This window comes from Candidatus Bathyarchaeota archaeon (assembly GCA_026014725.1).
In the GTDB taxonomy this organism is placed as follows: domain Archaea; phylum Thermoproteota; class Bathyarchaeia; order Bathyarchaeales; family Bathycorpusculaceae; genus Bathycorpusculum.
In genome coordinates this window covers 109,243-135,082 of record JAOZHV010000059.1, presented here as the reverse complement: position 1 = coordinate 135,082, position 25,840 = coordinate 109,243, and the positions used below count along the sequence as shown (strand labels likewise).

General features: G+C 43.6%; 20 protein-coding genes. 8 read left to right on the top strand and 12 right to left on the bottom strand.

Annotated features, from left to right (window positions below):
* Positions 1-16: 16 nt before the first annotated feature.
* Positions 17-397 (bottom strand): response regulator, encoded by a 381-nt coding sequence (locus tag NWE95_12530; GenBank protein ID MCW4004727.1) that lies wholly within the window; start codon positions 395-397, stop codon positions 17-19.
* Between the two features lie 291 nt (positions 398-688).
* Here NWE95_12530 and NWE95_12525 point away from each other — a divergent pair, with 291 nt between their 5' ends.
* The 4 genes from NWE95_12525 (at position 689) to arsM (ending at position 5,384) form a co-directional block, all read left to right on the top strand.
* Entirely contained in the window at positions 689-2,140 is a 1,452-nt protein-coding gene (locus tag NWE95_12525; protein ID MCW4004726.1) for a M56 family metallopeptidase, read from the top strand.
* 91 nt (positions 2,141-2,231) lie between these two features.
* Entirely contained in the window at positions 2,232-3,176 is a 945-nt protein-coding gene (locus NWE95_12520; protein MCW4004725.1) for a hypothetical protein, read from the top strand.
* A 64-nt stretch (positions 3,177-3,240) separates the two neighbouring features.
* On the top strand, positions 3,241-4,518 hold the full coding sequence (locus tag NWE95_12515; protein MCW4004724.1) for an alkaline phosphatase family protein: 1,278 nt from the start codon (positions 3,241-3,243) through the stop codon (positions 4,516-4,518).
* 110 nt (positions 4,519-4,628) lie between these two features.
* Positions 4,629-5,384 (top strand): arsenite methyltransferase, encoded by a 756-nt coding sequence (arsM, locus tag NWE95_12510; GenBank protein MCW4004723.1) that lies wholly within the window; start codon positions 4,629-4,631, stop codon positions 5,382-5,384.
* 285 nt (positions 5,385-5,669) lie between these two features.
* Here arsM and NWE95_12505 read toward each other — a convergent pair whose 3' ends face one another.
* Positions 5,670-5,822, bottom strand: a complete 153-nt coding sequence (locus tag NWE95_12505) for a hypothetical protein (protein ID MCW4004722.1) — start codon at positions 5,820-5,822, stop codon at positions 5,670-5,672.
* Between the two features lie 484 nt (positions 5,823-6,306).
* Between NWE95_12505 and NWE95_12500 the strand changes: the two genes are divergently transcribed.
* Complete coding sequence (locus tag NWE95_12500) at positions 6,307-6,666, top strand: hypothetical protein (protein MCW4004721.1); 360 nt, start codon at positions 6,307-6,309, stop codon at positions 6,664-6,666.
* Between the two features lie 33 nt (positions 6,667-6,699).
* On the opposite strand, the gene NWE95_12495 is transcribed toward NWE95_12500, so the two are convergent.
* The 3 genes from NWE95_12495 to NWE95_12485 form a co-directional block, all read right to left on the bottom strand.
* On the bottom strand, positions 6,700-8,106 hold the full coding sequence (locus NWE95_12495; GenBank protein MCW4004720.1) for a glycosyltransferase family 39 protein: 1,407 nt from the start codon (positions 8,104-8,106) through the stop codon (positions 6,700-6,702).
* 100 nt (positions 8,107-8,206) lie between these two features.
* Complete coding sequence (locus NWE95_12490) at positions 8,207-8,716, bottom strand: PH domain-containing protein (protein MCW4004719.1); 510 nt, start codon at positions 8,714-8,716, stop codon at positions 8,207-8,209.
* A gap of 393 nt (positions 8,717-9,109) precedes the next feature.
* A complete protein-coding gene (locus tag NWE95_12485; protein ID MCW4004718.1) occupies positions 9,110-9,991 on the bottom strand; it encodes a hypothetical protein in 882 nt (293 codons plus the stop codon).
* Positions 9,992-10,141: 150 nt separating this feature from the next.
* On the opposite strand from NWE95_12485, the gene NWE95_12480 reads away from it, so the two are divergent.
* Positions 10,142-11,086 (top strand): FkbM family methyltransferase, encoded by a 945-nt coding sequence (locus NWE95_12480; protein MCW4004717.1) that lies wholly within the window; start codon positions 10,142-10,144, stop codon positions 11,084-11,086.
* 18 nt (positions 11,087-11,104) lie between these two features.
* Here NWE95_12480 and acs read toward each other — a convergent pair whose 3' ends face one another.
* From acs to NWE95_12460, 4 genes are all read right to left on the bottom strand, one after another.
* Positions 11,105-13,063 carry an acetate--CoA ligase gene (gene acs, locus NWE95_12475; protein ID MCW4004716.1) on the bottom strand — a complete coding sequence of 653 codons (1,959 nt, stop codon included), beginning with the start codon at positions 13,061-13,063 and terminating at the stop codon, positions 11,105-11,107.
* Positions 13,064-13,160: 97 nt separating this feature from the next.
* Positions 13,161-13,757 (bottom strand): acetate uptake transporter, encoded by a 597-nt coding sequence (locus NWE95_12470; protein MCW4004715.1) that lies wholly within the window; start codon positions 13,755-13,757, stop codon positions 13,161-13,163.
* Positions 13,758-13,815: 58 nt separating this feature from the next.
* Positions 13,816-16,581, bottom strand: coding sequence for a cation-translocating P-type ATPase (locus NWE95_12465; GenBank protein ID MCW4004714.1), 2,766 nt, complete (start codon positions 16,579-16,581; stop codon positions 13,816-13,818).
* A gap of 152 nt (positions 16,582-16,733) precedes the next feature.
* Positions 16,734-19,562: a cation-translocating P-type ATPase gene (locus NWE95_12460; protein ID MCW4004713.1), complete on the bottom strand. Its 2,829-nt coding sequence runs from the start codon at positions 19,560-19,562 to the stop codon at positions 16,734-16,736.
* 141 nt (positions 19,563-19,703) lie between these two features.
* On the opposite strand from NWE95_12460, the gene NWE95_12455 reads away from it, so the two are divergent.
* Together NWE95_12455 and NWE95_12450 are read left to right on the top strand one after the other, a co-directional pair.
* Positions 19,704-21,779 carry a sodium-translocating pyrophosphatase gene (locus NWE95_12455; GenBank protein ID MCW4004712.1) on the top strand — a complete coding sequence of 692 codons (2,076 nt, stop codon included), beginning with the start codon at positions 19,704-19,706 and terminating at the stop codon, positions 21,777-21,779.
* Positions 21,780-21,983: 204 nt separating this feature from the next.
* Entirely contained in the window at positions 21,984-22,472 is a 489-nt protein-coding gene (locus tag NWE95_12450) for a hypothetical protein (protein MCW4004711.1), read from the top strand.
* Here NWE95_12450 and NWE95_12445 read toward each other — a convergent pair.
* The 3 genes from NWE95_12445 to NWE95_12435 all read right to left on the bottom strand — a co-directional run bounded on the left by NWE95_12445 (position 22,469) and on the right by NWE95_12435 (position 25,805).
* On the bottom strand, positions 22,469-22,747 hold the full coding sequence (locus tag NWE95_12445) for a hypothetical protein (protein MCW4004710.1): 279 nt from the start codon (positions 22,745-22,747) through the stop codon (positions 22,469-22,471). The two genes, NWE95_12450 and NWE95_12445, sit on opposite strands and share 4 nt — an antisense overlap.
* A gap of 99 nt (positions 22,748-22,846) precedes the next feature.
* Positions 22,847-24,523, bottom strand: a complete 1,677-nt coding sequence (glgP, locus tag NWE95_12440; GenBank protein ID MCW4004709.1) for an alpha-glucan family phosphorylase — start codon at positions 24,521-24,523, stop codon at positions 22,847-22,849.
* Between the two features lie 142 nt (positions 24,524-24,665).
* Complete coding sequence (locus tag NWE95_12435) at positions 24,666-25,805, bottom strand: trypsin-like peptidase domain-containing protein (protein MCW4004708.1); 1,140 nt, start codon at positions 25,803-25,805, stop codon at positions 24,666-24,668.
* Positions 25,806-25,840 lie beyond the last annotated feature (35 nt).

Below are 25,840 nucleotides of genomic sequence, written 5' to 3'. Positions count from 1 at the left end.
AAAACTAAACTAAGCTTCATGCTTCTTGGCTTTTCAATTTTTCTTCTAAAAGAGCCAACAGTTCTTGAGGTTTGACAGGTTTAACTAGGTAAGCATCGGCACCTTCATCGAGGGCTTTGACACCAGTTTCAAGCGACGGAAATCCAGTAATCATTATTTTCACGGTTTGCTGGAGTGGCTTTTTGAGTTTTGCAAGCAACTCTGTGCCATCAATATCTGGGAGTCTGATGTCTACTAGGGCTAGGTCGTAGTGGCGTTTTTCCGTTTTCTCCATAGCTTCTTTGCCCGTTTCCGCCGTGTCAATTTCATAACCGCTCTTTTGGAGTATACGGCTGAAGGTGCGAAGTATAGATTTGTCGTCATCAACAACTAGTATTGTTTTTTTGGGCTCCGACACTTTTCAACATCCTTTTATTGTGAATATCTCGCCTTTTGCTTCACTGGAAGGTGAAGTGTCAAGTCAACGTAACATCAATTATTTAATTTGATGTAACAAAGACTTGCCACCTTGCGGCAACTCTACAGATGTTTTCCGAGATTTATAAACGCTGTCCTCTTCGTAACCTCCTTGATGGCTATAGCTATTTCGCCTAATTGAACTGACATTTGTAGTGCCAACATGATACACCATAACGTTATAACGTGGAGAAGCTCTTGATTTAGTGGCGAAAAGGTCAGAGTCAGTGAGATGACCGAGCCTATTTTTTATAGTTATACTCCAGAAGTGCCGCATAGTTTTTACAATAAGCTACTTGATTTTATTCATACCCAGTATGTGCTTCCTCAGAAGCATCGATTTGTAGATGTTTCTAGAGAAACGACAAGTCAAGGTGAATTTCTCTCGTATGTTATTAATGACATGCGGAAGAAGCGGTCTATTCAAGTGGAAGTTAAAAGCGGCAACCCCTTTGAATTGAAGGTAACTCCCATAGACCCTTCAGTTACGCAGTCAACCCTTGATGAAGCAAAACAGGACGTTCTAATTGCGATGCAAATCTTCTCCCAGAACGCCAAAAACTCAACTGTTTCCTTTGCATGGCGTGAAGGCGAAGAAATAGTTCCTGAGGCTTATATGAAAGCTAAAAAATCCTTCAATCATTTCCTTTTTGAGGTGCAGCTTATCTTCTTTGCAGTGTTCATTTTTTTGGGTATGACTGTATTTTTGACCATAGCAACAGTATCACCTGACATCTTTTGGATTGCCCCTTTAATTCTTATAGCGTTTCAGTTTGGTTTCTTTTTTTTCTCTAATCACTTCATTGAAAAATCAGCTGATTGGCAAATTACACAAGCCAACCCAACTATTCATCTTTTAGAATATTTCTTGCCCGACTGTGAAAGCGACTTTAACAAAAAGTATTCGCGAGAAAAGTTGACAACAATAAAAAAAGAAATCTACAAGGAAATAATCGCTAAGCAAGGTCAAGTTGACACTGAAGCCGCTGGAAAAATTTTTCTCAAACATGGTGTGCCCTGCGAGCTGGAGAATCTGAAGGTGAAAAAAGTCAACGTTTACGAACTTGTCAAAAAAGTCGCTGACAAGTTTGGTTTTCCCGTGCCCAAGATTGTTGTGTCCAATACTATGGTTGCTAATGCTGCTACTTCAGGTTCAAGCCCCAAACGCGGGCTAGTTTTGATAACAACGGGGCTTCTTGCTCAACTCCAAGAGAACGAAATTTTAAGCGTTCTGGGCCATGAGTTTGGGCATCTTAAAGGACGAGACCCGCTGATTTTGTACGCATTAGTCTCCTCTGAGTTTTTGTTCAGGTTCTACGTACTGTTTCCGTTGCTTCCGCTGATTTTTTCTTCATTTTTGTTTTTTGCTTACTTCTGGTCTGTCATGGTCTTGATATTTTTCATCGCTAAATTCTTTGAGGCTAGAGCAGACTTAGTGTCCGCCATGTTGGTTGGTAACCCACATGTTTTAGCAAGGTCTTTGGAGAAAATTGGTTATCAACGGTTGCTGTCTGAGCGGGCGCCTTCTTATCGTGTTCAAGAATGGATTGGTCTTGACCCCCACCCGCCCATTTACTTTAGAGTGAATCGTCTTGAGCAGCTCACATCTGAGAAAATTAAGCATCCGTTACTTCGTTCCATTAGAGATGTGACAAACGCGTTTATTGCCACATTAAAAAGCTAAAATCCTGCTTCATTTTTTAGATAGTAGAAATCCTTATGCATTAGGATTAATTCAAAATATGGCAGATAATTATCTCAAGAGATGTTTTAGCATGAGTTACTCCGTGCAGTTGATTGACGCTGACGAAAAAAACCGCCTCTTTGAAGCTTACGAGCATAGATTACTCTATACGAACAAAGCTGACATTTACGGTTGTTGCATAAAACTATTGACTGACTCCGAGCAAATACTAAACAAGTGGGAAGACAATTTTTTCACAGCGAACGAAAACACGCGCTCTCATGGCAGGCTCATAGTTATAAACGAGCCGAAACAACCTTTAACAGTAAAATATGACCCTTACACAAAAACAGCTTTTTTGGTTAACGTTGACTATTACGGTTGGGTGAAAAGCATTGCGCTTGCAGTAGCTGGTGACATTTTGGAGGATGCGCACCGAATCTACTCTGTGCATGGTGCGGCAATTGACATTAGTTGTTTGGGTGTTTCAATTATTGCGCCTTCAGGCACAGGCAAGACAACGCATTCATGGGGTTTGTTGCGGATTCCGAACGCGCGCTTGGTTTCTGATGATTGGTATTTCGTGCGGCTCAGTAGTCGTGAACCCTTAGCGTTTGGTTCGGAAAAGAACTGTTACATTCAAGCTGATATAGGCAAAATTTGGAATGAGTACGAACGTTTGGTTGATAAAGCCCAATTTGACAACCGTGGCAGGGCAATCGTTAACGTGCGGTGGATTGTAGGTAGTGGCGGCGTGATTCCTCTGACAACGATGAAGCGAATAATCATGCTTAAACGTGATTCATCAGACAAGAACATTGTGACACCGCTGAACACGGACGAAGCAGTGCAATATTTGCTGGAGAATAATTTTTGTAATCCTCACCAATTGACGCGAGACAACCGAAAAATCGTTTTGAGAAAAAACTTCTTTCGAAGGCTCTTCGAACAAAGTAGCGTTTTCCTTGTGAACACTACTGATACGCCTCAGCGGACTCAGAGCGAGATTCGAAGGATTCTTTCTTTAGAAACATAGTTTTTGGATGCAAAAAATAATAAAGGAAACTATTTAGCTCTAACCTGAAGGAGACAAAAAGGGTTTGAAGTTAATTTACGTTGCAATTGACGGTATGGGCGATTTGCCGATTGAATCTTTAGGCAACAAAACCCCCCTTGAAGCGGCTGAAACGCCAAACTTGGATTCCCTTGCCAAAAACGGAAAGACAGGCTTAATGTACACAGTTAGGCAGGGTGTGGCACCTGAAAGTGATGTAGCGGTTATTTCACTTCTAGGCTATGACCCCTTCATGTACAGCACTGGCAGAGGCGTCATTGAAGCTGCTGGTGTAGGCCTGAAGATGCAAGATGGAGATTTAGCGTTAAGATGTAATTTCGCCACGCTAGGTCAGGGAAAAGCCATACTTGACCGCCGTGTAGCCCGAAGCTTAACAACTGAAGAAGCCACCACGCTAGCGGAAGCCGCTAACAAGGAAATCAAGCTTGAATCTTACCCCGCGACGTTTGAGTTCCGCAACACGCTGGGGCACCGTGCAGTGCTGCTGATAAAGAGTAAGGCTAAACCTCTCTCAAGCGAAATAACCAACAGCGACCCAGCATATATCCTTGTTAATGGTCTTGGCGTAGCAAAGCTTGATGTTGACATGGTTCTGAAAACTTGTGAACCTGTCGTTGATACTGAAGCTGCGAGGGTTTCTGCCGCTTTGGTTAACGAGTTTATCGAGAAAACTCACAAGTTATGGGAAAGTCATCCCATCAACGTAAAGCGTGCCGCTGAGGGCAAACTTAAAGCAAACGTTGTCTTAACAAGGGATGCTGGGCACGAACTGCCAAAATTCTTCAACATCAATGAACGATATGGGGTGCGCTTTGCTTGTTTAGCGGATATGCACGCTGAACGCGGTATAGCTCAGTTGGCAGGTATGGATTCCTCCCTTCTCCCTCCGCCTTCAGGAAACCTGCAACAAGACATGGCGGTTAGAGTGAAAGCGCTTCTTGATGCGTTGCCGAAATATGACTGCTTCTACATTCACCTTAAAGGTCCAGACGAACCTGGGCATGATGGGAACTGTGTGCTGAAGACAGAGGTTATTTCCGCCATTGACAAGTACTTTTTTGGTCCGTTGCTGGAGCAGATTTCTCTGGAGGATACTCTTGTCTGCGTCACAACTGACCATGCGACGCCTTGCAGTTTGAAAGTGCACAGCGACACTATGGTTCCAGTGCTGCTTTCAGGTGATAAAGTTGGCAACGGAAAAGCAGGCAAGTTTTCTGAGAGGGAATGCGCTAAAGGTAGTCTTGGCGTTTTGGAGCGTGGATGCGAATTGATGCCTAAACTGATGGAGCTACTCAAAAAATAGCTTATCCAAGTTCTTTTAGTTTTTAGAAGTGAAGTTCATCAGTATCGTGGCTTATTTATAACAACTTTTATATATTGTTATATATTTGAATGCGTAATCGGTGAAAAGAGTTGAAGGATACAGACGTCAAGAAAGCTGTAAGAAAAGCCTACTCAAAAATCGCAACCAGTAACAATTCTTGCTGTTGCTCTTGCGGTTGCGAAAGCGCAAACACCGAAGTCGCCAAAAGAATATCAAAAAGCATCGGCTACTCTGAAGAAGAAATGAACGTTGCCCCTGAAGCGAACCTTGGCTTAGGCTGCGGAAATCCAACTGCTTTTAGCAAAATAAAAGAAGGCGACATCGTGCTTGATTTGGGCAGTGGCGCTGGTTTTGACTGCTTTTTGGCATCTCGGAAAGTTGGTAAATCAGGCAAAGTCATAGGCTTAGACATGACGGAAGAAATGATTGCCAAGGCACGAATACTTGCAAAAGAGCACGGTTACTCAAATGTTGAGTTCAGGCTAGGCGACATCGAAAAAATACCGCTTGAGGACAACTCGGTTGATGTTATAATTAGCAATTGCGTGATTAACCTTGCACCAGACAAATCAAAGGTTTTCAAGGAAGCCTACCGCGTGCTCAAAAGCGGCGGCAAAATGTACGTTTCCGACATTGTCCTTCTTGGAAAGCTGACGGAAGAACAACTAAACGACGAAGAATTGCTTTGTGGCTGTGTTTCGGGCGCTATGCAAAAAGACGCTTACGTTAACGCCATTAGGCAGGCAGGATTCACAGTTAACATCATAGGCGAAGACAGAAACATAAGCAAGACCCAGTACGGCGGGTTGCCGCTTGAAAGCATAAAAATAGAAGCACTAAAATAGAAAAGAAATTAGTGAATAATCACCCCCTCAACATATTTGCCGCCTATAGTGGTTCTATGTTGAAACCTATAGGGGGTAGTGGCGGTTTCTCAAGCCAAAAGCATGCCGAAAAATCGATGCTTTAAATAGGGGGGATAGGGGGTCACGGTAAAGCAAACAAATAAGTTTAGAGTCAATCGCGCATAACCGAGCGCAGGCACAAAAATAGAGAAACATGCTTTCTGGTGTGGCTATTATTTTTAAGGATTTATGAACAAGAAAAGGAATAAACAAAGATAGCGAACTTTAGTTTTGGTCTACGAGATGTGCTGTGCCATCTGGGCAGTACACTTTCTCATTCTTGCCTACAAGCCTGTAGCGTTCGCTGCACATGTGTTGCAAACTGCAACCATCACAGTCTCTACTTAGCACTTGCTTTTTCGCCTCCTTGCTAGGCATGCACCATAGGAAAATCATCTTATAAGATTATGTAATATGCATGTATATACAGACACTAACGTTTCTTGCGTGCGATGCAGGTTTTGTAGGCGATGCAGCCCTCCGAGCAGGGGATGGCGTTTTTGGTCTGGCAATCCAACACTATCGTGCTAAACAAGTTAGCTCGCCTCGTTTGAAAGCTACTTTAAGCGCACGTTGAACCTGTAAGCGGACATACCCCAGAAACACAAAGGGTAAGGCAAACAAGCCTAACGCCAATATCGGGATTGCTAAATCCAACACGCCATTTCACCGTCTTTTATTTTTGCTCTAAACAAGCTTATGTGATCGCTAATATAAAGTGATTTGAGAACTGTTCATACAAATTAAGAAAAACATTACAAAAGTTAAGTAAAATGGCAATTTTTTAGCACTTATGAACGATTAATGAAAGCAATACTAAACAAATAGAAACAGCCCAATAGAAGAGCAATGTAACCCTTAAATGATAAATCATCAATATACTAAGAAGAGTAACTTGTTCCAAGAAAATCTTCAAATAAAAAAATTCCACTTCCAAGAAATCAACAAAATAATCTACTTCCCACCTCAAGGTAACCAAGGAAAATACCGCACCTACCAAGTGCAGCTTAAAACGCCAGAAACTGCAAACCAAAACTGTCCGCCAACTATGCTTGGTGAGTTTCTGGATAGCCAAGAAGTGGAAAATGGCTATCCCCATACAGTAGGATACTTTAAAGAATCAACAGGTGAAAGCAATAGCTTTAAACCTGAATACTTAGAACTACGCAAAATTTACAGTGTAGAAGAGTTTTGGCTGTTCCTCAACGCATGTAATATCTAACGACACTTCAACAGCAGTGTTAACGCACCATGTTTATCTTGCTATTTTCTTGAATTCAGCCCGAATCGATTTAACCGCTTCAACTGTGAAGTGTCTACTCGCCCACAAAATTCCCGACGTCAAAATTATAAACCCAATAAACTGAACGGCAAGCAAGGGGTCATTCTGACTCAGCGGCTCTGCGACATGGAAAGAATAACCTACATCTTGGTTGGGTTGCACTCGGAAAATAAGGAATGAGGCTGTCGCTAATTGCCGTGCAGCATAGAAGTCGGCAATTAGTGACATTACTAACAAGACAAGCCCTGTGATGCCGACACTTAACAGGACGACTCTTGTAACTTTAACCGACTGCTTAGCAAATTTTAGCAATGAAAAACTTTTGCTGGCTAATGATGCGGTGGCCAAGCTAAAGAACGGCAAAGAATGATAAACGTACTTGATGGCGCTGGTGTAGGGTGCTTTTAAGTTTAGATTCACAGCCAAATACATGACTATACCTAAAATTGACAGGATTGTTACCAAGCAAACCAAGTCTGAAACAACTGATTTTTTCTGAAAGCGTTTCCAAAAACAAAAACCAACAATTAATGAAAAAACAAATGTAACTACAAAAAAGATTCCTAAGCCGTAATCAACCAAAAAAGTAGACATGAAAGAATAAGAGGGAACAACCTCTGGGAAGTTTATGTCCTTAAAATCATTATGATTAAACAAGTAAAACAGTTCCTTTCCAAGGATGATTTGGTACCACAATAACGAAGAAAAAACCATTGGCAAACTAAAAGCGACTACTTGACTGGGCACCATCTTTGGTTTTTTTGGTCTATGGTAAACATACAAGAGCAATAACGGAATCAGCATAAAAACAGCATATTGCTTGGTAAGTAGGGCAGCGGCGAAGAATACGCCTGAAACAGCGGCAAGTTTAATCGAGTTCTTTCGTATAGCCAAGACTCCGACATATAAGTAAAGCAGGCTCAGAAACAGGCATTGCGCATCTATAAGGAACGCTCGAGTAAGTACTAGTTGCCATGGTGCCAAGCCAAAAAGCGCAGCGGCAAACAACGCTGTTGCTTCACTGTACAGTTCCTTTCCCAGTTTATACACCATAACCACGCTGGCTATTCCAAATAGCGTTATCAAGACTATACCATTCTCTAAGGCTTGACCGAAAATGCGGAAAAACAGAGCTTGTGTGTAGAATCCTAACGGTGGCATGTTGAAAAGGTCGCCATAACTATCTTGATGTGGCTCGCCGAACCTGTCCAAGTACGGATAACCCCATCGAAGAACGCCACGGGTGGTGTTGTATTCTAATTCTGTATCGAGTGTTTGATAAGGACCCATTATAAGAGATACAAGTATGACGCCGATTATAATTGCTAACAGAGGGTAATATTTACTCAGCACTCTTCTGAAGCTGTGCCTGCCCGACATGCTAATTATTGCCTCTTCAGTTGAGCTGATACTTGTAGGAGCGAGTTTTGTTTACGTTCATTGATAAGGAACGCTTGGAAAATAAAACTTTGCAAATGTTCTACTTATCTATGTGGCTATTCATCTTCACAAGAGGCTTACCCATAACCTGACGTAGAGTGCTTGCCGTTAAGAAAGGGGAACGCAACAGTGATAACTTGGTTTCAGGTTGACCTTTGCATGTAACAATTAAATCGCCATAACCAAAGAGCCACCCGCCAATTGATTGGTAAATAGTTAACTCGCCAAAAGTTTTTGCATTGACCGTAAACGAACGCGCCGCTAAAATTCCCTGTCTAACTTCCAGTTCGTCTTGCCGTAGAATATATGTGTTTGAAGCCCAAGAAATCACCAATTGCACTATGCCAATCAGCCAAACTGTAATGAAGAATAGTAAAGTTAAATCGAAAAGGGTTAACCCTGCAAACTGAGAAAAGCCAATGTTATAAGAGAACTCGAACCAGAAAACCAAAACAGCAATAAGCCCAACAAAAAATGTCCGAACAATGGCTTCCGGGGCAATCCATGGTTTACTAACCCAAACAACACTACCATGCTTATCAAAATACAACTAAAAAGCCCACCAGCATAGACCATGGTAAAAAGTGTATTTAAGCGTGTTTTACAACCGCTCAGTTAAAAAATTTAAGAGCCCCGCGTTGAAATGAGTTCAGAGCAGGTTAACTTACATGAAGGTCATTAATAGAAAACACATGTTGGAAAAACTGTTGCTCTGCTAAAGACCCCTATCCCCCTATATAACAGGAATCAAGATTTTTGTTTGGTTTTGTTTTTCTATTAAAAGAAGAAGAAACACTTGGCTTTGTTTCTTCATCTTCTTTTGGGCTTGGCAGTGCAGTTTGTTGTTGTTTTTGCGTCTGTTTCGGGCTGCTGGCTGGTTGTGGCGGACTGTACAAAAGCAAAGCGGCTATTTTTTTGATCTACTAATAAAAGACGTTGGGTTTTATGGTTGGGTGCTTATTGCGTTTTCTTGTTGTTCATATAAGGGCTCTTTTTTCCAGTTGTAAGCGTGATTCCACGAGTAGGCAAAATAGTTTTGCATCAATCCCAATAAGCCGTCATAGTTTGAAAATAGTATGGGGTTTTCTCCAAGGTTTTTCTCCAGCGTAGTACTTATCAGAAGCATTTCATCATCTATTATCAGCAAGTTTCCTCCAGTCTTAGGAATAAACTTTAACTCAAATTGGTTGCTTTTGAATAACTGTTTATTTAAAAATTTTTGGCCTTGAATGCCGTCAGGTGGGAATTCAACAATCTGTCTTACCTTCACGCCTCTATTCATAAGCTCTTCAAATGTTGTTTCATAATTTTGCCAAAGCTGCGTAAACCGTTTCCACGTCTGCAATAGATCAACATGCAATTTTGCCTTTTCCAAATATTTCCTACCTCTGTTTAAAGTGTAGACTTTGCTGGATGTTAGCAGAATTTCACGTTTAACCTGAACCGCGCTGTTCTTTTTAGGAAGTGTGTCAGCAATTTCTTCAATTTGGCTTTCAAGCCTTAAAATTTCCTTTTTTCTGAGTTCAACTAAAAATTGAGCAGCTTCTTTAATAGGAATAGCCACATATGTTCCAGACTCAAGCTGTTTTTCAATCAACCCTTGTTTTTCAAGAAATTTCAGAACTTCATACAGGTGAGTCCTATGAATTCTCGAAATCTGCGAAATAGCCGCTACTTTTGAAGGGCCGTTGGAGGCAAGAGCCAGATAAACTCTGGCCTGTGAAATGGTCAGCCCCAAACTTGTTAATACTTTTTCTTGGTTCGAGTAGATCACATAGGCCACGGGTGGGTTTACCTTTTGAAATGCGTTTAAACGTTTTCCCAAATTTTAACCAAAACTGCGGCTAATGTACGTGCAGTCTGTACGTTATACCCTTTTAAATTTTACATTCTGCACTTTTTCTCCTGCTTTGACAAAGCTTCAATTGAGGTATAATTTGAGGATGCCTCGTTAAAGCCTAAATAGGGATGATGGATGAGAATACCTTTCTCTAGAACTTTAAAACAAACAAAAACGAAAGGTTTAGTCAAAACCGTTGCTTTGATTTTGGCAACGGCTTTGAAAACAATTACAGAGCATCTAAAATATCGTCCCGAAAAAATAATTTTAGAGATTAATCGGTCTAAAATGATGGTTTTTCCCAGAAAAGGTGCTATTCATGCCGACTTATTTTTATATAAAAAACGGGAACCGCTCTGTACTGACTACCTGATAAATTCAGGCGTAATCAAGAAAAATGACGTTGTATTAGACATTGGTGCTAACATAGGTTACTATGCATTGCTTGAATCTCGCCTTGTGGGAAACGGGGGAAAAGTCTACGGTGTTGAACCCGTTTGTAGCAATTTTGAATTGCTAGAAAAAAACGTGAAATTGAATAATCTCAGTAATGTTGCCACTTTTCAGCTGGCTTTTGGCGAAAATAATACCAAAGCAGAGATCTTTGTTTCTGACAAATCTAACTTATGCGCCATGAATAAAGAGGCAGTCGGCGGAGAAATCTTGGGCTTGCAAAATGTAACCGTGATGACGGTGGATGAGTTTGTTAAGGATAAATCGCCCCCGAACTTCATACGGATGGACGTTGAAGGTTATGAATATGAAATCATTAAGGGAATGCCAAACACTCTAAAAGACAAAATAAATATCCTCTTAGAACTCCACCCGCTACCATCCTATTTAAGACCAGAAAAGCTTGAGAAAATGTTTCAGATTCTTGAGGAAAATAGATTCAGGGCAAAGTTTGTTGTATATGAGCGTAAAGTTGAAGAGAACTTGGTCTCACGGCTTCTTTTCAGAAAAGCTGGAGAGAATTTGCCGTTTGTTGCATCCAATATTTCTATACAAGACTTAAAGAAAATCGTTTACGAAAATGCTCATCTCGCTAGCCCAAATATTCTATTCGAAAAAGTAGATTAAAAAAGAAGAAAAAATTGTTTATTTGGTGAGTTGCTTTCGTAGTTCGTTGTATGTGGCTTTGATGTCTTCGATTGAGCCTTCGTCCTCGATGGTTGAGGTGTCGCCTAATGGCGCGCCTGACAATACTGCTTTGAGGAGCCTGCGCATGATTTTGCCGCTGCGTGTTTTCGGTAGCTTGTTAACCATGACGATTGCGTCTGGGGTTGCGATTGGTCCAATGGTTGTTCGCACGTGTTTTATGAGTTCAGCTCGAAGCTCGTCTGAGGGCGTGAATCCGCCGCGCAACACTACGAAGGCTACTGGGACTTCGCCTTTCACTGCATCTTCTTTGCCCATGACTGCGGCTTCGGACACTGCTGGATGCGAAACCAACGCACTTTCTAATTCAACGGTTCCGATGCGGTGCCCAGCAACTTTGAGAACCTCGTCAGCTCTGCCTAGTAGCCAGAAGTAGCCGTCAGGGTCACGGATTGCGTAGTCGCCGACATAATAGATTCCTGGCCACCTGCCAAAGTATGTTTGTTTGAATCGGTCAGGGTCTTTCCAGATGGTTTGAAGCATTCCTGGCCAAGGTGACTTGATTACTAGGTAGCCTTTGGTTCCTTGTGGAACTGATTGGCCTTTTTCATCGAAGATGTCAGCGTCAACTGCTGGCAAGGGCAACGTGGCTGAACCTGGTTTTAGCGGTGTTATTTCTATGCCTGCTGCAGGGGAGATCATGAATCCACCTGTTTCTGTTTGCCACCAGGTGTCGATGATTGGGAGTTTTTCTTTGCCTATGACGCGGTAGTACCATTTCCATGCTTCTGGGTTAATGGGTTCGCCAACAGAGCCTAACTCGCGCAGAGTGCTCAAATCGTGCTTGTTGACCCATTCTTCACCGAACTTCATGAACATGCGCACAGCAGTCGGGGTTCCATACAGGATGGTGATGCCGTGGCGTTCAATCATATCCCACCAGCGGTCTTGGGCTGGGTAGTCAGGTGTGCCCTCAAAGAGGAATGCGGTTATACCGTGGCTGAGAGGGGCATACACGTTGTATGTGTGTCCTGTAATCCAACCGATGTCAGCAACGCACCAGTAAATATCTTCGTCAGTGGGGTTGAATGCCCACTTAAGTGTCCAATAAGCCCAAACCAGATAACCGCCCGTGCCATGCTGGACACCTTTCGGTTTGCCTGTGGTTCCAGAAGTGTACAAGATAAACAAGGGGTCAGTTGACTTCATGCTTTCTGGTTCAACATACACATTGGCGCCAACGTTCGCCAAAGCCTCATGGTACCAAACATCTCTTCCCTCTTGCATCTGAATCGGCTGACCAGTGCGTTTGACAACGATGACTTTCTCGATGCCCGGCATGTTTGGCAATGCGCGGTCTGCTGTGTCTTTGATTGCAACTGGTTTTCCACGACGGAACGAACCGTCAGAAGTCACCAAAATCTTAGCGCCACAATCATTCACCCTGTCTGCGAGGGCTTCAGCGCTAAAACCAGAAAACACAACCGCATGGACACCGCCAATTCTTGCGGTCGCAAGCAAAGTTATCGGCAACTCGGGGATAACAGGCAAGAAAACAGCAACACGGTCACCTTTCTTTACACCATAATCCTTGAGTACTTTAGCAAGCCTGTTTACTTCACGGTACAATTGGTAGTAAGTGTAAGTTTTCACTTCACCCATTTCGCCTTCCCAAATGTAGGCAAGCTTGTTCTTGCGGGCAGTCTTGACATGCCTATCAAGCGTGTTATATGAGATGTTTAATTCGCCATCAGGGAACCACTTAAAAAATGGCGGATTAGAATCGTCAACAACCTTGGTGAAGGGCTTAAACCAGTCGATTGCTTTAGCTTTTTCACTCCAATATTCTTGAGGATTATTGATTGATTTTTCCCATTCTTGTTTCCTTTTGTCTCCAAACGAAACATGGACAATGCTTGGGCTATATTTCTCGTCGAAAGGTAAACTTGCCTCGGACATTATAATTCAACCTTAAATTTGCTGGGAAAATAAGCCTCAGAGCATATAAGTTTTTTCAAGGAAATAGATAAAATAAAAAAGTAAACTGGTTTGTTTTTTAGTCAACTGGGCATATCGGCAAAATCGTTCTCTGGTGCGTTTCATTTAAGATTTCAGCAAATGCAAGGTAAACTGCGCTGGAACCGCATATTACGCCTTCAATTCCTACGATTGTGTTAAACCATTGTGGGTTGCCAAGCAACTCACGCGCCGTCAGCAAAAAGAACAGTACCGCCAAACTCATGAACACAAACTGCAAAGCACGATTAGCCTTAAGCGTTCCAAAGAACATAGCAAAGGTAAACAAACCCCACATAAAGAAGTACGCCGCCATCGCCGTGTTCGACGGAGCACCGATTGGCGCTAAACCACCAGCATTAAAGAATGACAAACGCGGAACAGCCCAAAGCGTCACCAGAGACCACCAGAAAAGCCCATAGGACGTAAACGCAACAGTACCAAACGTGTTTCCCTTCTTAAACTCCATGATGCCCACGATAACCTGCGCTAAACCGCCGTAAGCAATGCCCATAGCTACAATCATCGAGTCAAGCCCAAACAAGCCAGCATTATGCAAATTTAACAGTACCGTCGTTAAGCCAAAGCCCAACAGCCCCAAAGGAGCAGGATTCGCTAACTTTTCAACTAACGTCATAGTCAATCACTTTTAAGTCCAAGTGTGTAACGGTTTTTCAATATAACACTTTCTAACGCTAACATGCCTTTGCTTTTCTGCAACCAATGTATTTGCCGATTTCCAGCGCGGCAAACGCAATACCTGCAAACAGAATCGCCAATGCCCAATCCATCAACTCTGGACGCGCTACACCAAAGATACCCTGAACACCAGGAACATAGAGTACTATTAGCTGAAGCACCATAGACGAGGCTATCGCATACCACAAGAACTTGTTCTTGAACAAGCCAACCTTAACCGTCGGGTACTTCAATGACCGCGCAGCCAAAGCATTAGCCAACTCCATCAAGATAATTGCCGTGAACAATTGCGTACGCGCCTCAATCAATTGCTGAGCCCCCTCCCACGGTCTGTAAATGAAGTAACCTAACAAAAGCAATGCGCTCATCAGTATCGGGGCAGCAGTGAGGTAAATCTTGACATCACGTGTGAATAGGCTCTCCTTTGGGTCGCGAGGCTTACGTTGCATCAAATCTGGGTCGCCAGGGTCGAGACCTAAAGCAATAGCTGGCAAACCATCAGTCGTCAAGTTAACCCACAGAATCTGAACAGCAGTTAAAGCAATAGTAGCCTCACCAATAGCAACGACATCTGCGCCTGGCGAAACCAAAGCAGCAATGTAAGGTACAGAAATCACCGCCACAAACATAACAATAATTTCCATAATGTTGCAGCGCAACAGGTAAGTTAGGTATTTTTTGATGTTATCATAAATCTCTCTGCCTTCGCGCACAGCCTTAACTATGGATGCAAAGTTGTCGTCAGCAAGAACCATGTCTGAGGCTTCTTTGGTGACTTCGGTGCCGCTTATCCCCATCGCAATGCCAATATCAGCCATCTTCAGCGCAGGAGCGTCGTTAACGCCGTCACCAGTCATTGCTACAACTTGATTCTTTGCCTTCCAAGCCTTAACAATCTTGGTCTTGTGCTCAGGAGCAACCCGCGCATAAATCGAAATCCTATCCACCATCTCAACTAACTGCTCATCACTAATTTTATCAAGCTCCGCACCTGTTAGGATTTTATCTTGATCGTCCTCGCCGACGAGGTTGAGTTCTCTAGCAACCGCTGTAGCAGTTAATTTATGGTCGCCAGTAATCATAACAACTCTAATGCCGGCATCACGGCAAAGATGAATGGCTTGTTTAACTTCGTCACGTGGAGGATCAATCATACCTACAATGCCAACGAAAACAAAATCATGCTCATCCTTCTCTTCAAAGCTTGAGCCAGAACCCAGTTCCTTATAGGCAAAGCCCAAATTTCTCAGCGCTTGGAGCGCCATGGCTTCAGTAACTTTTAACAGTTCAACACGAGTTTCCTTTGATAACTCTACAACCTTGCCGTCTTTGAGGATGCTTGAGCATTTTTCCAGCACAACCTCAGGAGCACCCTTCATGTAAGCAATTCTTTTCTTGTCTTTGGTTTCATGGATTGTCGTCATGCGTTTGCGCTCGGAAGAAAACGGAATCTCCGCTATTCGGGGCTCTTGCGCCTCAAGCTCTTCTTTAGAGACACCTGCTTTTGCGGCGGCAACTATTAAAGCGCCTTCTGTGGGGTCACCGTTAATTGTCCATTTTTCCTTTTCTTTTTGGAGTTTGGCATCGTTGCATAAGTTTCCCGCTCGCAAAAGCATCTTTAACTCGTCACCTGCACAGATGGTTTTTCCTTCGCATTGAAATTCGCCTACAGGAGCGTAGCCTATGCCTGTAACTTTGATGAAACTGCCATTGATGTAAATGCGTTGAACGGTCATTTCGCCTTTAGTCATTGTTCCTGTCTTGTCTGAGCAAATTACACTCGTTGACCCCAAAGTTTCAACAGCTGGAAGACGTTTAACGATGGTGTTGACTCTAGCCATTCGATACATACCTACTGCAAGAGCGCCAGTTACAATTGCAGGTAACGCTTCAGGGACAGCCGCGACGGCTAGGCTTACTGCCCACAGAATCATGGTGAGTATGTCTCTTTGTTGAATAATTCCAAGGGCGGCAACGCTGATGCAAACAATTATGGCTAGTATGCCTATCCATTTGCCAACACTGCCCATTCTTCTTTCAAGGGGGGTTTGTTCTTGGCTTGTTGACTGGACCATTGTTGCGATTTTGCCAAATTCAGTAGCCATTCCTGTGGTTGTAACCACTGCTTTTGCTCTTCCGTAAGCAACGATTGTTCCAGTGAAAACCATGTTTTGTCTGTCATTTAGATCAGTATCTTCAGGCAATGCTTCAGTAGATTTACCAACTGGAGCTGATTCACCTGTTAATGCAGCTTCATCAACTTTGAGGTTAACTGCCTCGATTAGCCTGGCATCTGCAGGAATCTTGTCACCAGTGTAAAGTACAATGATGTCGCCTGGAACAAGCTCGCTGGCAGGAACCTTTGTTTCTTTTCCGTTACGAAGAACACTGGCTGTTGGAGCGGTCATGCGTTTTAGTGCTTCGACGGCTTTTTCACTTCGGAATTCTTGCGTGAAGCCTAATGCTGCGCTGGCAAGGATAATGGCGAAGATAATGATTGCACCGTATATTTCCTCCATTGAGTTTTCGTAGATGCCTAAACTTAAAGACAAGAGCATGGCAAGGATAAGAATGACCATGAGAATGTCGGTGAACTGTGACACAAAAAGTTTGAGCGGCGATTTGCCTTTTTCTTTCCTTAATTCATTAGGTCCATATTGAGCTAAACGCTTTTTTGCTTCTTCAAAACCCAAACCAGCCTCATCAGAGCTAAGCGCCCTTAAAGCCTCTTCTTTTTCAAATGAATGCCAAACGTTCGATATTGCACTTCCAACCCTTAATTATTACCGCTCCTTTGAAAAAGGGCATCTCTTTTAATATTTGTTTCCTTGGATTTTTCCATGGTAAAATACAAGAAAAGAAAAAGGAGTAATGCATTGAACTTTTAACGATTTGCTTTGCGATTATTATTTCGCTAGCTCCACTTCCAAAGCTTCTTGTTCATTGTAAATTCAGGTAACACCAATAGTGCCAACGCTGAAATGCCGATTACGTACGCTAAGTCCGTGATGCTCAAGGGTACAAGGTGGAAGAGTTGCTGTGTAATTGGTAAGTAGCATATGCCTAATGTTGCAGCGATAGAGATTATTTCTGCAATGACGAAGAACTTGTTCTTGAACGCGTCTCTTCCCATGCGCCAGACACTACGTTTTTCTGAGCGGCAGTTCCAGACAACCAGTAACTCAAACATGGCTGCTTGAACGAACGCTGTTGTTGTCGCTTCTTCATAGGTTAGTTGTCTTGCTGCTTCGTCGATTACACCGTTTATCATCCATGGGTGTGACGGGAATATGTAGTATTCCAAACTGAACACTAAAATTGTTCCGATTGACTGCAAAATAAACGATAGCACGATGAATCTGCCCATGCCATGCAATATGCCCTCATTAGGTTTCCTAGGTGGTCTACTCATGACATCGACATCAGGCGGGTCGGTTGCGAGAGCCACTGCTGGGGCGCCATCTGTTACGAGGTTTATCCAGAGTATCATCGCAGGGAGCAACGGCAATGGGAATAGCCAGTTGCCGAAGATTCCGCCTAAGAGTGCGAATGATCCGATGACTAATAATTCATCGAAATTGCATGAGATTAGGAAACGCGCGTACTTGCGTATGTTGTCGTAAATGACTCTGCCTTCCTCCACGGCTTTAACGATAGTGGCAAAGTTGTCATCTGTCAGAATTAAGTCGGAGGCTTCTTTGGTTACGTCGGTGCCTGTTATGCCCATTGAAACGCCAACATCAGCGGCTTTGACTGCGGGTGCATCGTTGACGCCGTCGCCTGTCATGGCTACAATGTGACCTCTTTTCTTTAATGCGTTCACAATACGCAATTTGTGCTCTGGCGACACACGTGCGTAAACTGAGACCTTCTCAACTTTCTCAGCAAATTCTTCATCATTGAGTTGGTCTAGTTCTGTTCCAGTTAAGACCAAGTCGCCTTCTTGGAATATGCCTACTTCACGAGCAACTGCAACAGCAGTAAGTTTGTGGTCGCCCGTTATCATAACTGTTTTTATTCCAGCTTTGCGGCAAGTTTTGTTTGCGTCAATGGCCTCTTGTCGGGGTGGGTCAATCATGCCTTGTAAGCCTACAAAAACAAGGTCTTGCTCAATCGCATCATCGCTGATTTCCTCACTCTGCTCTGGCAAAGATTTGTATGCGAAAGCTAGAACACGTAGTGCATCCCCGGCCAGTTTTGCGTTTGCTTCTAAAATCTTGTCTGCTTTTGCCTTTGTAAGTTTCGTTTCTTTACCGTTCTCAAGAATAAACTTGCATCTCTCCAGTATGGTCTCTGGAGCACCCTTCGTGTAAGCCACAACTTTGCCCTCAGGGGTTTTATGCAAGGTGGTCATGCGTTTGCGCTCAGAGGTGAAAGGAATTTCCCTGATGCGTGGATAAGCATTCTCAACCTCTTGCTTTAGGACACATGCTTTTTCAGCAGCAGTAATTAAGGCGCCTTCGGTTGGGTCGCCAAAGATTTCATAACCACTATTATCGCTCTTCTTTCGAAGTTGAGCGTTATTGTTTAAGACACCCATTCTGAAGAGCAGTTCTGCTTCAGGTTTAGGTTTAACAGCGGCTCCGTTCTGTGTACATTCTCCTTTCGGCTCATAACCAACACCCGTAAGCTCTAAGAATTCGTTATCAGCGTATACTTCTCGAACAGTCATTTCACCTTTTGTTATCGTACCCGTCTTGTCAGAGCAGATAACTGTCACCGCACCAAGGCTCTCAGCAGAGGATAGTCTGCGAACGATGGCGTTACGTCTTGCAAATTCGCGTGCTCCAAGAGCCAAAGCCACCGTAACTATGGCGGGTAAGCCTTCTGGGACAGCGGAAATCGCCAGCGATATGGCTGACATGAAGGCTAAGATGAAATCGTTAATTATGAGTTGGCCCGTTCTGATGACATCGAAGATTTCGAGGACAAATATTAGGACGCAAACTCCAACTACAATCTTTGCTAGTTTCCCTGCGAATTTGTTGAGTTTCTTCTGCAGGGGGGTTTCCTCGTCTTCGGTTGTTTGAACCATTTCAGCGATTTTGCCGAACTCCGTGTTCATGCCAGTGTTGACTATAACAGCTTTTCCTCTTCCATAAACAACATGCGTAGCTGTAAACAGCATGTTGCGCCTTTCAGAAATAGGAGTTTCATCGTTTACAACTGCTGTGCCCTTATTTACCGGTGTCGATTCACCTGTTAAGATGGCTTCACTTGTTTTAAGCTCAATGGCTTCCATAACTCGTGCGTCTGCAGGCACATGGTCGCCTGATTCCAAGACCAAAATGTCGCCGGGAACAAGTTCCTTGGCTGGAATGATAACTTCTTGCCCGTCTCGAATTACCCGCGCTTTGGGCGCCGTTAGCTTTTTCATAGCGTCCAAGGCTTTTTCAGTGCGGAATTCCTGCACAAACCCTGTAATGGCGACTAAAAGCACAATTATTCCGATAATTAAGGCGTCAGCGAAGGCTTCTAAAACGCCTTCTGCCGTGCCAGTAAGTATGTCGTAATATCCGATAACTGCCGAAATTATAGTGGCAGCGATTAAAAGGAGAATGAAAACATCTTTGAACTCGTCGAGGAACATGTGGAGAGCGGTTCGGCGTTTCTTTGCCACGAGTTCGTTGTAACCATATTTCTTGAGTCGTTCTTGTGCTTCTTGACTAGTTAATCCCTTATTTGTAACGTTTAGTTCGCCTGTTACTTCTTCAAGCGTTTTACCATGCCATTGTTTCGCCACTTGCGCTCTCCTCTCTCTAACAAGTTATTATCTAATGCTTTGCTTTGCTATCTACTTATAATATTTTTGATAGGTTTAAAAAAAGCTAATAAACAACTTACAATAAAAACGAACAGCTAGCGATAAAATAAGGTGAAAAATTTGGAACCATGGTTAATAGCACCAATAGCTGCATTAATTTCAATTGTAGTCGGACTTTACTTCTATAGATACGTAGACAAACAAGACAGCGGAAACGAAAAAATGCGGGAAATCTCCGATGCAATCAGGCTTGGAGCCCGTGCTTTCATAAAGCGAGAATACACGGTATTATTCATGTTCGTCGGCGTCATTTCTGTTCTGTTACTCCTCTTCCTTCCTAAACCAATCTGGACAGGCAACATACTAGAAAATGTTTCACTCATGTTAGCCTACATCTTCGGCTCAGCATTCTCCGCACTAGCAGGCTTTCTAGGCTTAAGCATCGCAACCAAAGCCAACGCCAAAGTCGCCAACGGCGCCCAACAAGGCTTAAACAGGGCGTTTCCAATTGGCTTCCGAGGTGGCGCAGTCATGGGTTTCTCAGTTGTCGGCATAGGATTACTAGGTATAAGCGTCGTCTATTTCCTAACAGGCGACCCACAAATCGTCTTAGGCTTTAGCTTCGGAGCCAGTGCTCTCGCGCTATTCGCCAAGGCAGGCGGTGGCATCTACACTAAAACTGCAGACATTAGCGCTGACCTTGTTGGCAAAGTAGAACTTGACCTGCCAGAAGACGACCCAAGAAACCCTGCCGTGATTGCTGACAACGTTGGCGACAACGTGGGCGATGTTGCTGGAATGGGCGCAGACCTGTTTGACTCTTACGTCGCAAGCATCGTTGCAGTCATGATTCTGGGCGCAGCGCTCTCCTTAACTGGTGGTACTTTGTACATTCAGATACCGCTGGTATTTGCAGCTGTAGGCATATTCGCTTCCATAATCGGGTCACTGAGCATTAGAATCGGCAAAAAAGGCAACCCCGGATTCGCCCTAAATATGGGCACATACATAACATGCACCATCTTTGCAGTCTTAACAGCTATAACAACATATGTTTTGGCATACGACTGGAGAATCTGGGGCGCAGCCACCATCGGCATGGTCGCAGGCGTTATAATCGGAGTAACAACAGACTACTTTACTTCAGAAGATAAAGCGCCAGTGCTAAAGACTGCTGAGGCTTCAAAAAGCGGTCCTGCCATAAATATCATCACAGGCTTCTCGTATGGTCTACGAAGCATAATTTTACCATTGATTGGCATAGGCGTCGCAGCGGCAGTTTCGTACTTGCTTCTTGAACCTTTAGGCGGAGTCACCTTCGGAGTTTTCGGGATTTCAATGGCGGCAGTCGGCATGCTTTCAATCGTCGGCTTAACAGTTTCAAACGATGCGTATGGTCCAATCGTTGACAATGCTAAAGGAGTTGCTGAGCAATCAGGACTAAGCGAGGAAGTTATTGCTATTACTGACCAACTTGACGCTGCAGGAAACACCGCTAAAGCCATAACGAAAGGCTTCGCTATCGGCGCTGCAGGTTTAACGGTGATTTCACTTCTGGCTGCTTTCCAAGAAATCGCGGCAAGCGCTGGTCACGTTGCAGTCTTTGACATCATGAACCCGATGGTTTTGCTTGGAGCGCTTATCGGAGTAGCTATCCCTGCTGTATTCTCAGCGATGCTTATGTTAGGTGTAGGCAAAAATGCAGAACGAATGATAGCTGAAATCAGAAGACAATTCAACGAAATTCCAGGCCTAAGAGAAGGCAAACCAGGCGTAAAACCTGACTATGCCAAATGTGTCGACATCGCAACCGTAGGTGCAATTCGCGAGTTAATGCCTGCCAGCGTTGTAATCATTGTAGCTACGCTACTAGTCGGCTTCATTGGCGGAATCAACGCACTAGGCGGCTTCTTGGCTGGCGCTATACTGTCAAGTTTGCTTTTGGCTCTGCTTATGTCTAACGCAGGAGGATTATGGGATAACGCAAAGAAACTCATCGAAACAGGAGTTCATGGCGGTAAAGGTTCAGAAGCGCACAAAGCAGCGGTTGTCGGTGATACGGTTGGTGACCCATTCAAGGATACTGCTGGTCCTTCGTTGAATACGATGATTACGGTTATGTCGCTTGTAGCTTCACTGTTTGCAGCATTAATTGTGCAGTACAACCTTCTAGGCTTGCTAGGCATAGGTGCCTAACCCATTTTTCTTTTTAAACTCTTTTAGTTAGGCGTTAACATTTTTAAGAAAAAATTTTGAAGGATAGCACTTATAATTACGTTTTACGTTGATTAGTCGCAAAGGTGCCGCAGCCTGAAAAGCTTACGAAAAATACTCAAACAAGAAAACGTTGGTCCGATAATTCGCCGATTCTTCATTAACACACTTTTTGATTCAACTTTTATGCTGCTTGGAATAATCGTCGGCTCAGCCTTAGCTGGCCATGCAGGTTTAAACGTAATAATTGTTACTATGCTCACAACCAGTATCGCATTGGGCATTTCAACAGGTGTAAGCGTTTATGAGGCAGAAAGTTTAGAGCAAGAAAGAAAAATCGCTGATCTAGAAAAAGCGTTATTTACCGATCTAACGGATACGAGCATCCAGAAAACTGCAAAATCAACTATACTTCTTGCAACCGCCATCAACTTTGCAACACCACTATTCTCATGTGCCATAACTGTTACGCCGTTCGTTCTCGCCTTCATAGGAATACTTCAAAGAGAAATAGCTGGGTGGGTGTCTGTTGCGTTGGCGTTAGGCACGTTATTTGGCGCAGGAGTTTTCATGGGGCGGGTTGGAAAAACAAATCCCTACAAAAAAGGATTAAGAATGGTTGCTTTCGGAGCGCTTGCTTTTATCATTGGTTTCTTGCTTGACCAGCTTATCTAGCAAGCAGGGCGTTGCTTTACTTTTGCCACGTTCACTTCGTCAACGCCTTTGACTGAAACACCGTTATCCTGAAGAATTGTCAGGATGCCGCTATATTCAATGTTGGTGCCACGTACCGTGAGCTTTATGGTTTCAGTTTTTACGTCCACGTCGGTGACGACAATGTCGCATTCTTCAACACCGTTCACAGAACAAAGCACCTGAGACAAATCCACAAGGGATGTCTCTCGAGCTTTTAGGGCTTCAATTAAAACACGTCTAATTTGAATAGTCATTATCTTTTTATCTCCGCAATAGATTTAACGGTGTTACCTTAAAACTCTTTTTCCAATTTGATGCCGAAAAAAACTGCGGTTAAACGTTTTTCTATTTGCTTATAAGTAAGCTTCAGTTACGTAGCGGTGCATCATTCTGTGGCTGTTAAAATAGTAGGCTATCTTACCAATCGAGTTTTTCATCATCTTTATCCATTCATCACGGTTATTGTAAAACATCGGTGTGATTATGTACTCAAGCTTGCTGTAGAGGTCATCGGTTTCCTTGAGGAAGCAACTTTGGTCTTCTAAACCTTCATCAGGATGCGGACCTATAGACCAACCAGTAAGGTTCTCTATCCAACCCTCAATCCACCAACCATCAAGAACGCTAAAATTTACCGCGCCGTTGTGAGCAGCTTTCATTCCACTTGTACCTGAAGCCTCCATAGGTCGAAGCGGCGTATTCAACCACAAATCCACGCCTCCAACCATCTTAGCTGCGATGTTCATGTCGTAGTTTTCCAAATAAACTATTTCCACATCACCCTTTAGCGTTTTAGCATAAGTATAAATTTGTTCTATGAGTCGTTTACCTCCGCCATCCCGCGGATGTGCCTTCCCAGCGTAGATAGCTTGAACCTTGTTCTTCCTACTAATTTTTCTTAATCGTTCAATGTCTGAGAAAAGCATAGTTGCTCGCTTGTATTCTGTTGCTCTACGCGCAAACCCAATCGTAAACACATCATTACGTAGCTTGCCATTAACGGCTTGATTGGCAAAATTAATCAATGCATCCTTTTGTTCTTTGTGCGCTTGCCAAATTTCTTCGTCTGGAATGCGGTCAACCTTCGCCAAAAGTGCAGGTTCTATCGTCCAACCGGGCAGGTACTTGTCATAGAGTCGTCGATAGCTCTCGCCTGTCCAAGTGTAGGAGTGCACGCCGTTTGTTATGGCGTTAATTGTGTAGCCGGAGAACATTTTTTGCGAAACCTGCTGGTGACGCTTAGCCACACCGTTAACGTAGTTGCTTAGGTTCAAAGCCAAAAGTGTCATGTTCAACCGTTCAGTGCCTCCGTATTGCCGAAGTAGCGTTAAATCTGTAGAGTTGCCTAATACTTCGCGCACTAAATCATAATTGAATCGGTCGTGACCAGACTCCACAGGCGTATGCGTAGTGAACACGCATAATTCACAAACCTTTGATGAGTCCATGCCGTTCTTATGTAGAAGTTCCAGTGCCAAAAAACTAGAGTGTCCTTCATTCATGTGGTACTTTCGAACCTTAAAGCCCAAAGCATCCAGCATTCGAACGCCGCCAAAACCCAGAACAGTTTCCTGTTTTAGTCTGTAGCGTTCGTCGCCGCCATAGAGGTAAAAACTGATTTCTCTATCTTCAGGTAGGTTGCCGTCAAAATCGGTGTCAAGGAAAAACACTGGAACAACTCCGCCAGTTACGCCCTTGTATTTGTAGAGCCAAGCCTTGACCTTAACAGGTCTGCCCTGAATTTCAACAGTAACTTCATTGGGCAAAAGGGTCATAAACTGTTGAGGGTTCCATTCGCTGGGTTGCTCGCTTTGTCGTCCCTCAGAATCAAGCTTTTGCTGAAAATAATTTTTCTTACTAATTAACGTAACAGCCACAAGAGGAAGTTTTAAATCTGCACTTGAACGAATAGCGTCGCCTGCAAGAGTGCCTAAACCGCCGGCATACGTTGGGATTTCGTTTGTTAAGCCCACTTCCATGGAGAAATATGCTATCTTCTGCCCTCTCAAGACACCCTGCAAGTCATCCATTAATACCCCCTCCAATTAACCTCTCCAACGATGCGACTCAAAGAGCCACCGCATTAGCGTTAATGATATCATTCATGCGCTCGCCTGAAATATCTATCTTTCCATAGTAACAGCAGAATGCTGAAAGAAAACAGGGAAAATGTTATGTAGTAGGCGCTGGGCGTGTTCCCAAAACCACGGGCACATCGACCTGTTCGCTTCCCCTCATAACGGTGATGAGGAGGGTGTCGCCTGGCGTTGTGTGTTCTTCTAAGTAGCTTGCTAAGTCATCGTTGTTTGTTATACGTTGCCCGTTTAATGCGATGACTATGTCTCCAACGCGTAGTTTACCATCGGATGGTGCTCCCCGCGTTACAGAGGCGATTTGCCAGCCGTAAGTTACGTTTGCGCCGACTTCTTGAGCTAAACTGTAGCTCATATCTCTGCCAGTGACGCCTAAATATGAATGACCACGATATGTACCTGTATTTATAAGCGCAGAGATTTCTCGCAATATTGTGTTTGAGGGGATTGCAAATCCTAAACCTTGTGAGTTAGAAACTATAGCTGTTGTAATGCCAACTACACTGCCAACTGCATTGAGCAGTGGACCACCAGAGTTTCCTGGATTTATCGGAGTGCTGGTTTGAATAATGTTAGCAATACTAAAGCCTCCAGCTGTATCCTCAGTTATAGTTCTTCCTAGAGCGCTCACAACTCCTGTGGTCAAGGAGCCTACGAGTCCATAGGGGTTTCCTATAGCGATGACTTGTTCACCTTCACGTAATGTGGACGAACTAACGATTGTTAATGGCTTAAGCTTTGATTGCGGCGCGTCATTTACTGAGAGAACTGCTAAATCTGAGTATGGGTCAGTGCCGAGAATGGTTGCTGAATAGCCCATTCCATCGTAAAAGGTAACGCTTAAACTGGTTGTGCCTTCAACTACGTGGTAATTTGTTAAAATAACGTTTCTGCCTTCAGCATAGTAAACGAAACCTGACCCTTGCACGCCTCCGTCACTGGTTTTGCCTTGTATTAGAACAACCGATTGCCGAACGTTAGAATAGATATCGGCGAGCGATGTCCCGTTTTGGATTATGGTGATGTCTTGGTAGGTTGCGTTTTGGTTGCCTTGGAGAGCTGAAACCTTACTCTGTAATTCTGATAGTTGCTCGGTGAGACCGCTTATTTGACGATAATTCGCATAGTAGAGGAGTAAACCTCCAACCAGTAATCCTGCGATGAAAATAAGGATGAAAAAGCTTGCTGAAGCTTTACTGTAGCTCTTAGTCGTTAACATGTCGCGTGCCTCAAAAGAGGATTTGCTTTTATGAA

Bases quoted from the DNA above. Each gene is read 5' to 3' on its own strand.
- NWE95_12505 (MCW4004722.1), bottom strand. From the start codon at position 5,822: ATGCCTAGCAAGGAGGCGAAAAAGCAAGTGCTAAGTAGAGACTGTGAT.
- NWE95_12470 (MCW4004715.1), bottom strand. From the start codon at position 13,757: ATGACGTTAGTTGAAAAGTTAGCGAATCCTGCTCCTTTGGGGCTGTTG.
- NWE95_12520 (MCW4004725.1), top strand. From the start codon at position 2,232: ATGAGTTACTCCGTGCAGTTGATTGACGCTGACGAAAAAAACCGCCTC.
- NWE95_12450 (MCW4004711.1), top strand. From the start codon at position 21,984: ATGCTGCTTGGAATAATCGTCGGCTCAGCCTTAGCTGGCCATGCAGGT.
- NWE95_12495 (MCW4004720.1), bottom strand. From the start codon at position 8,106: ATGTCGGGCAGGCACAGCTTCAGAAGAGTGCTGAGTAAATATTACCCT.
- acs (MCW4004716.1), bottom strand. From the start codon at position 13,063: ATGTCCGAGGCAAGTTTACCTTTCGACGAGAAATATAGCCCAAGCATT.
- glgP (MCW4004709.1), bottom strand. From the start codon at position 24,523: ATGGATGACTTGCAGGGTGTCTTGAGAGGGCAGAAGATAGCATATTTC.
- NWE95_12445 (MCW4004710.1), bottom strand. From the start codon at position 22,747: ATGACTATTCAAATTAGACGTGTTTTAATTGAAGCCCTAAAAGCTCGA.
- NWE95_12525 (MCW4004726.1), top strand. From the start codon at position 689: ATGACCGAGCCTATTTTTTATAGTTATACTCCAGAAGTGCCGCATAGT.
- NWE95_12480 (MCW4004717.1), top strand. From the start codon at position 10,142: ATGAGAATACCTTTCTCTAGAACTTTAAAACAAACAAAAACGAAAGGT.
- NWE95_12435 (MCW4004708.1), bottom strand. From the start codon at position 25,805: ATGTTAACGACTAAGAGCTACAGTAAAGCTTCAGCAAGCTTTTTCATC.
- NWE95_12500 (MCW4004721.1), top strand. From the start codon at position 6,307: ATGATAAATCATCAATATACTAAGAAGAGTAACTTGTTCCAAGAAAAT.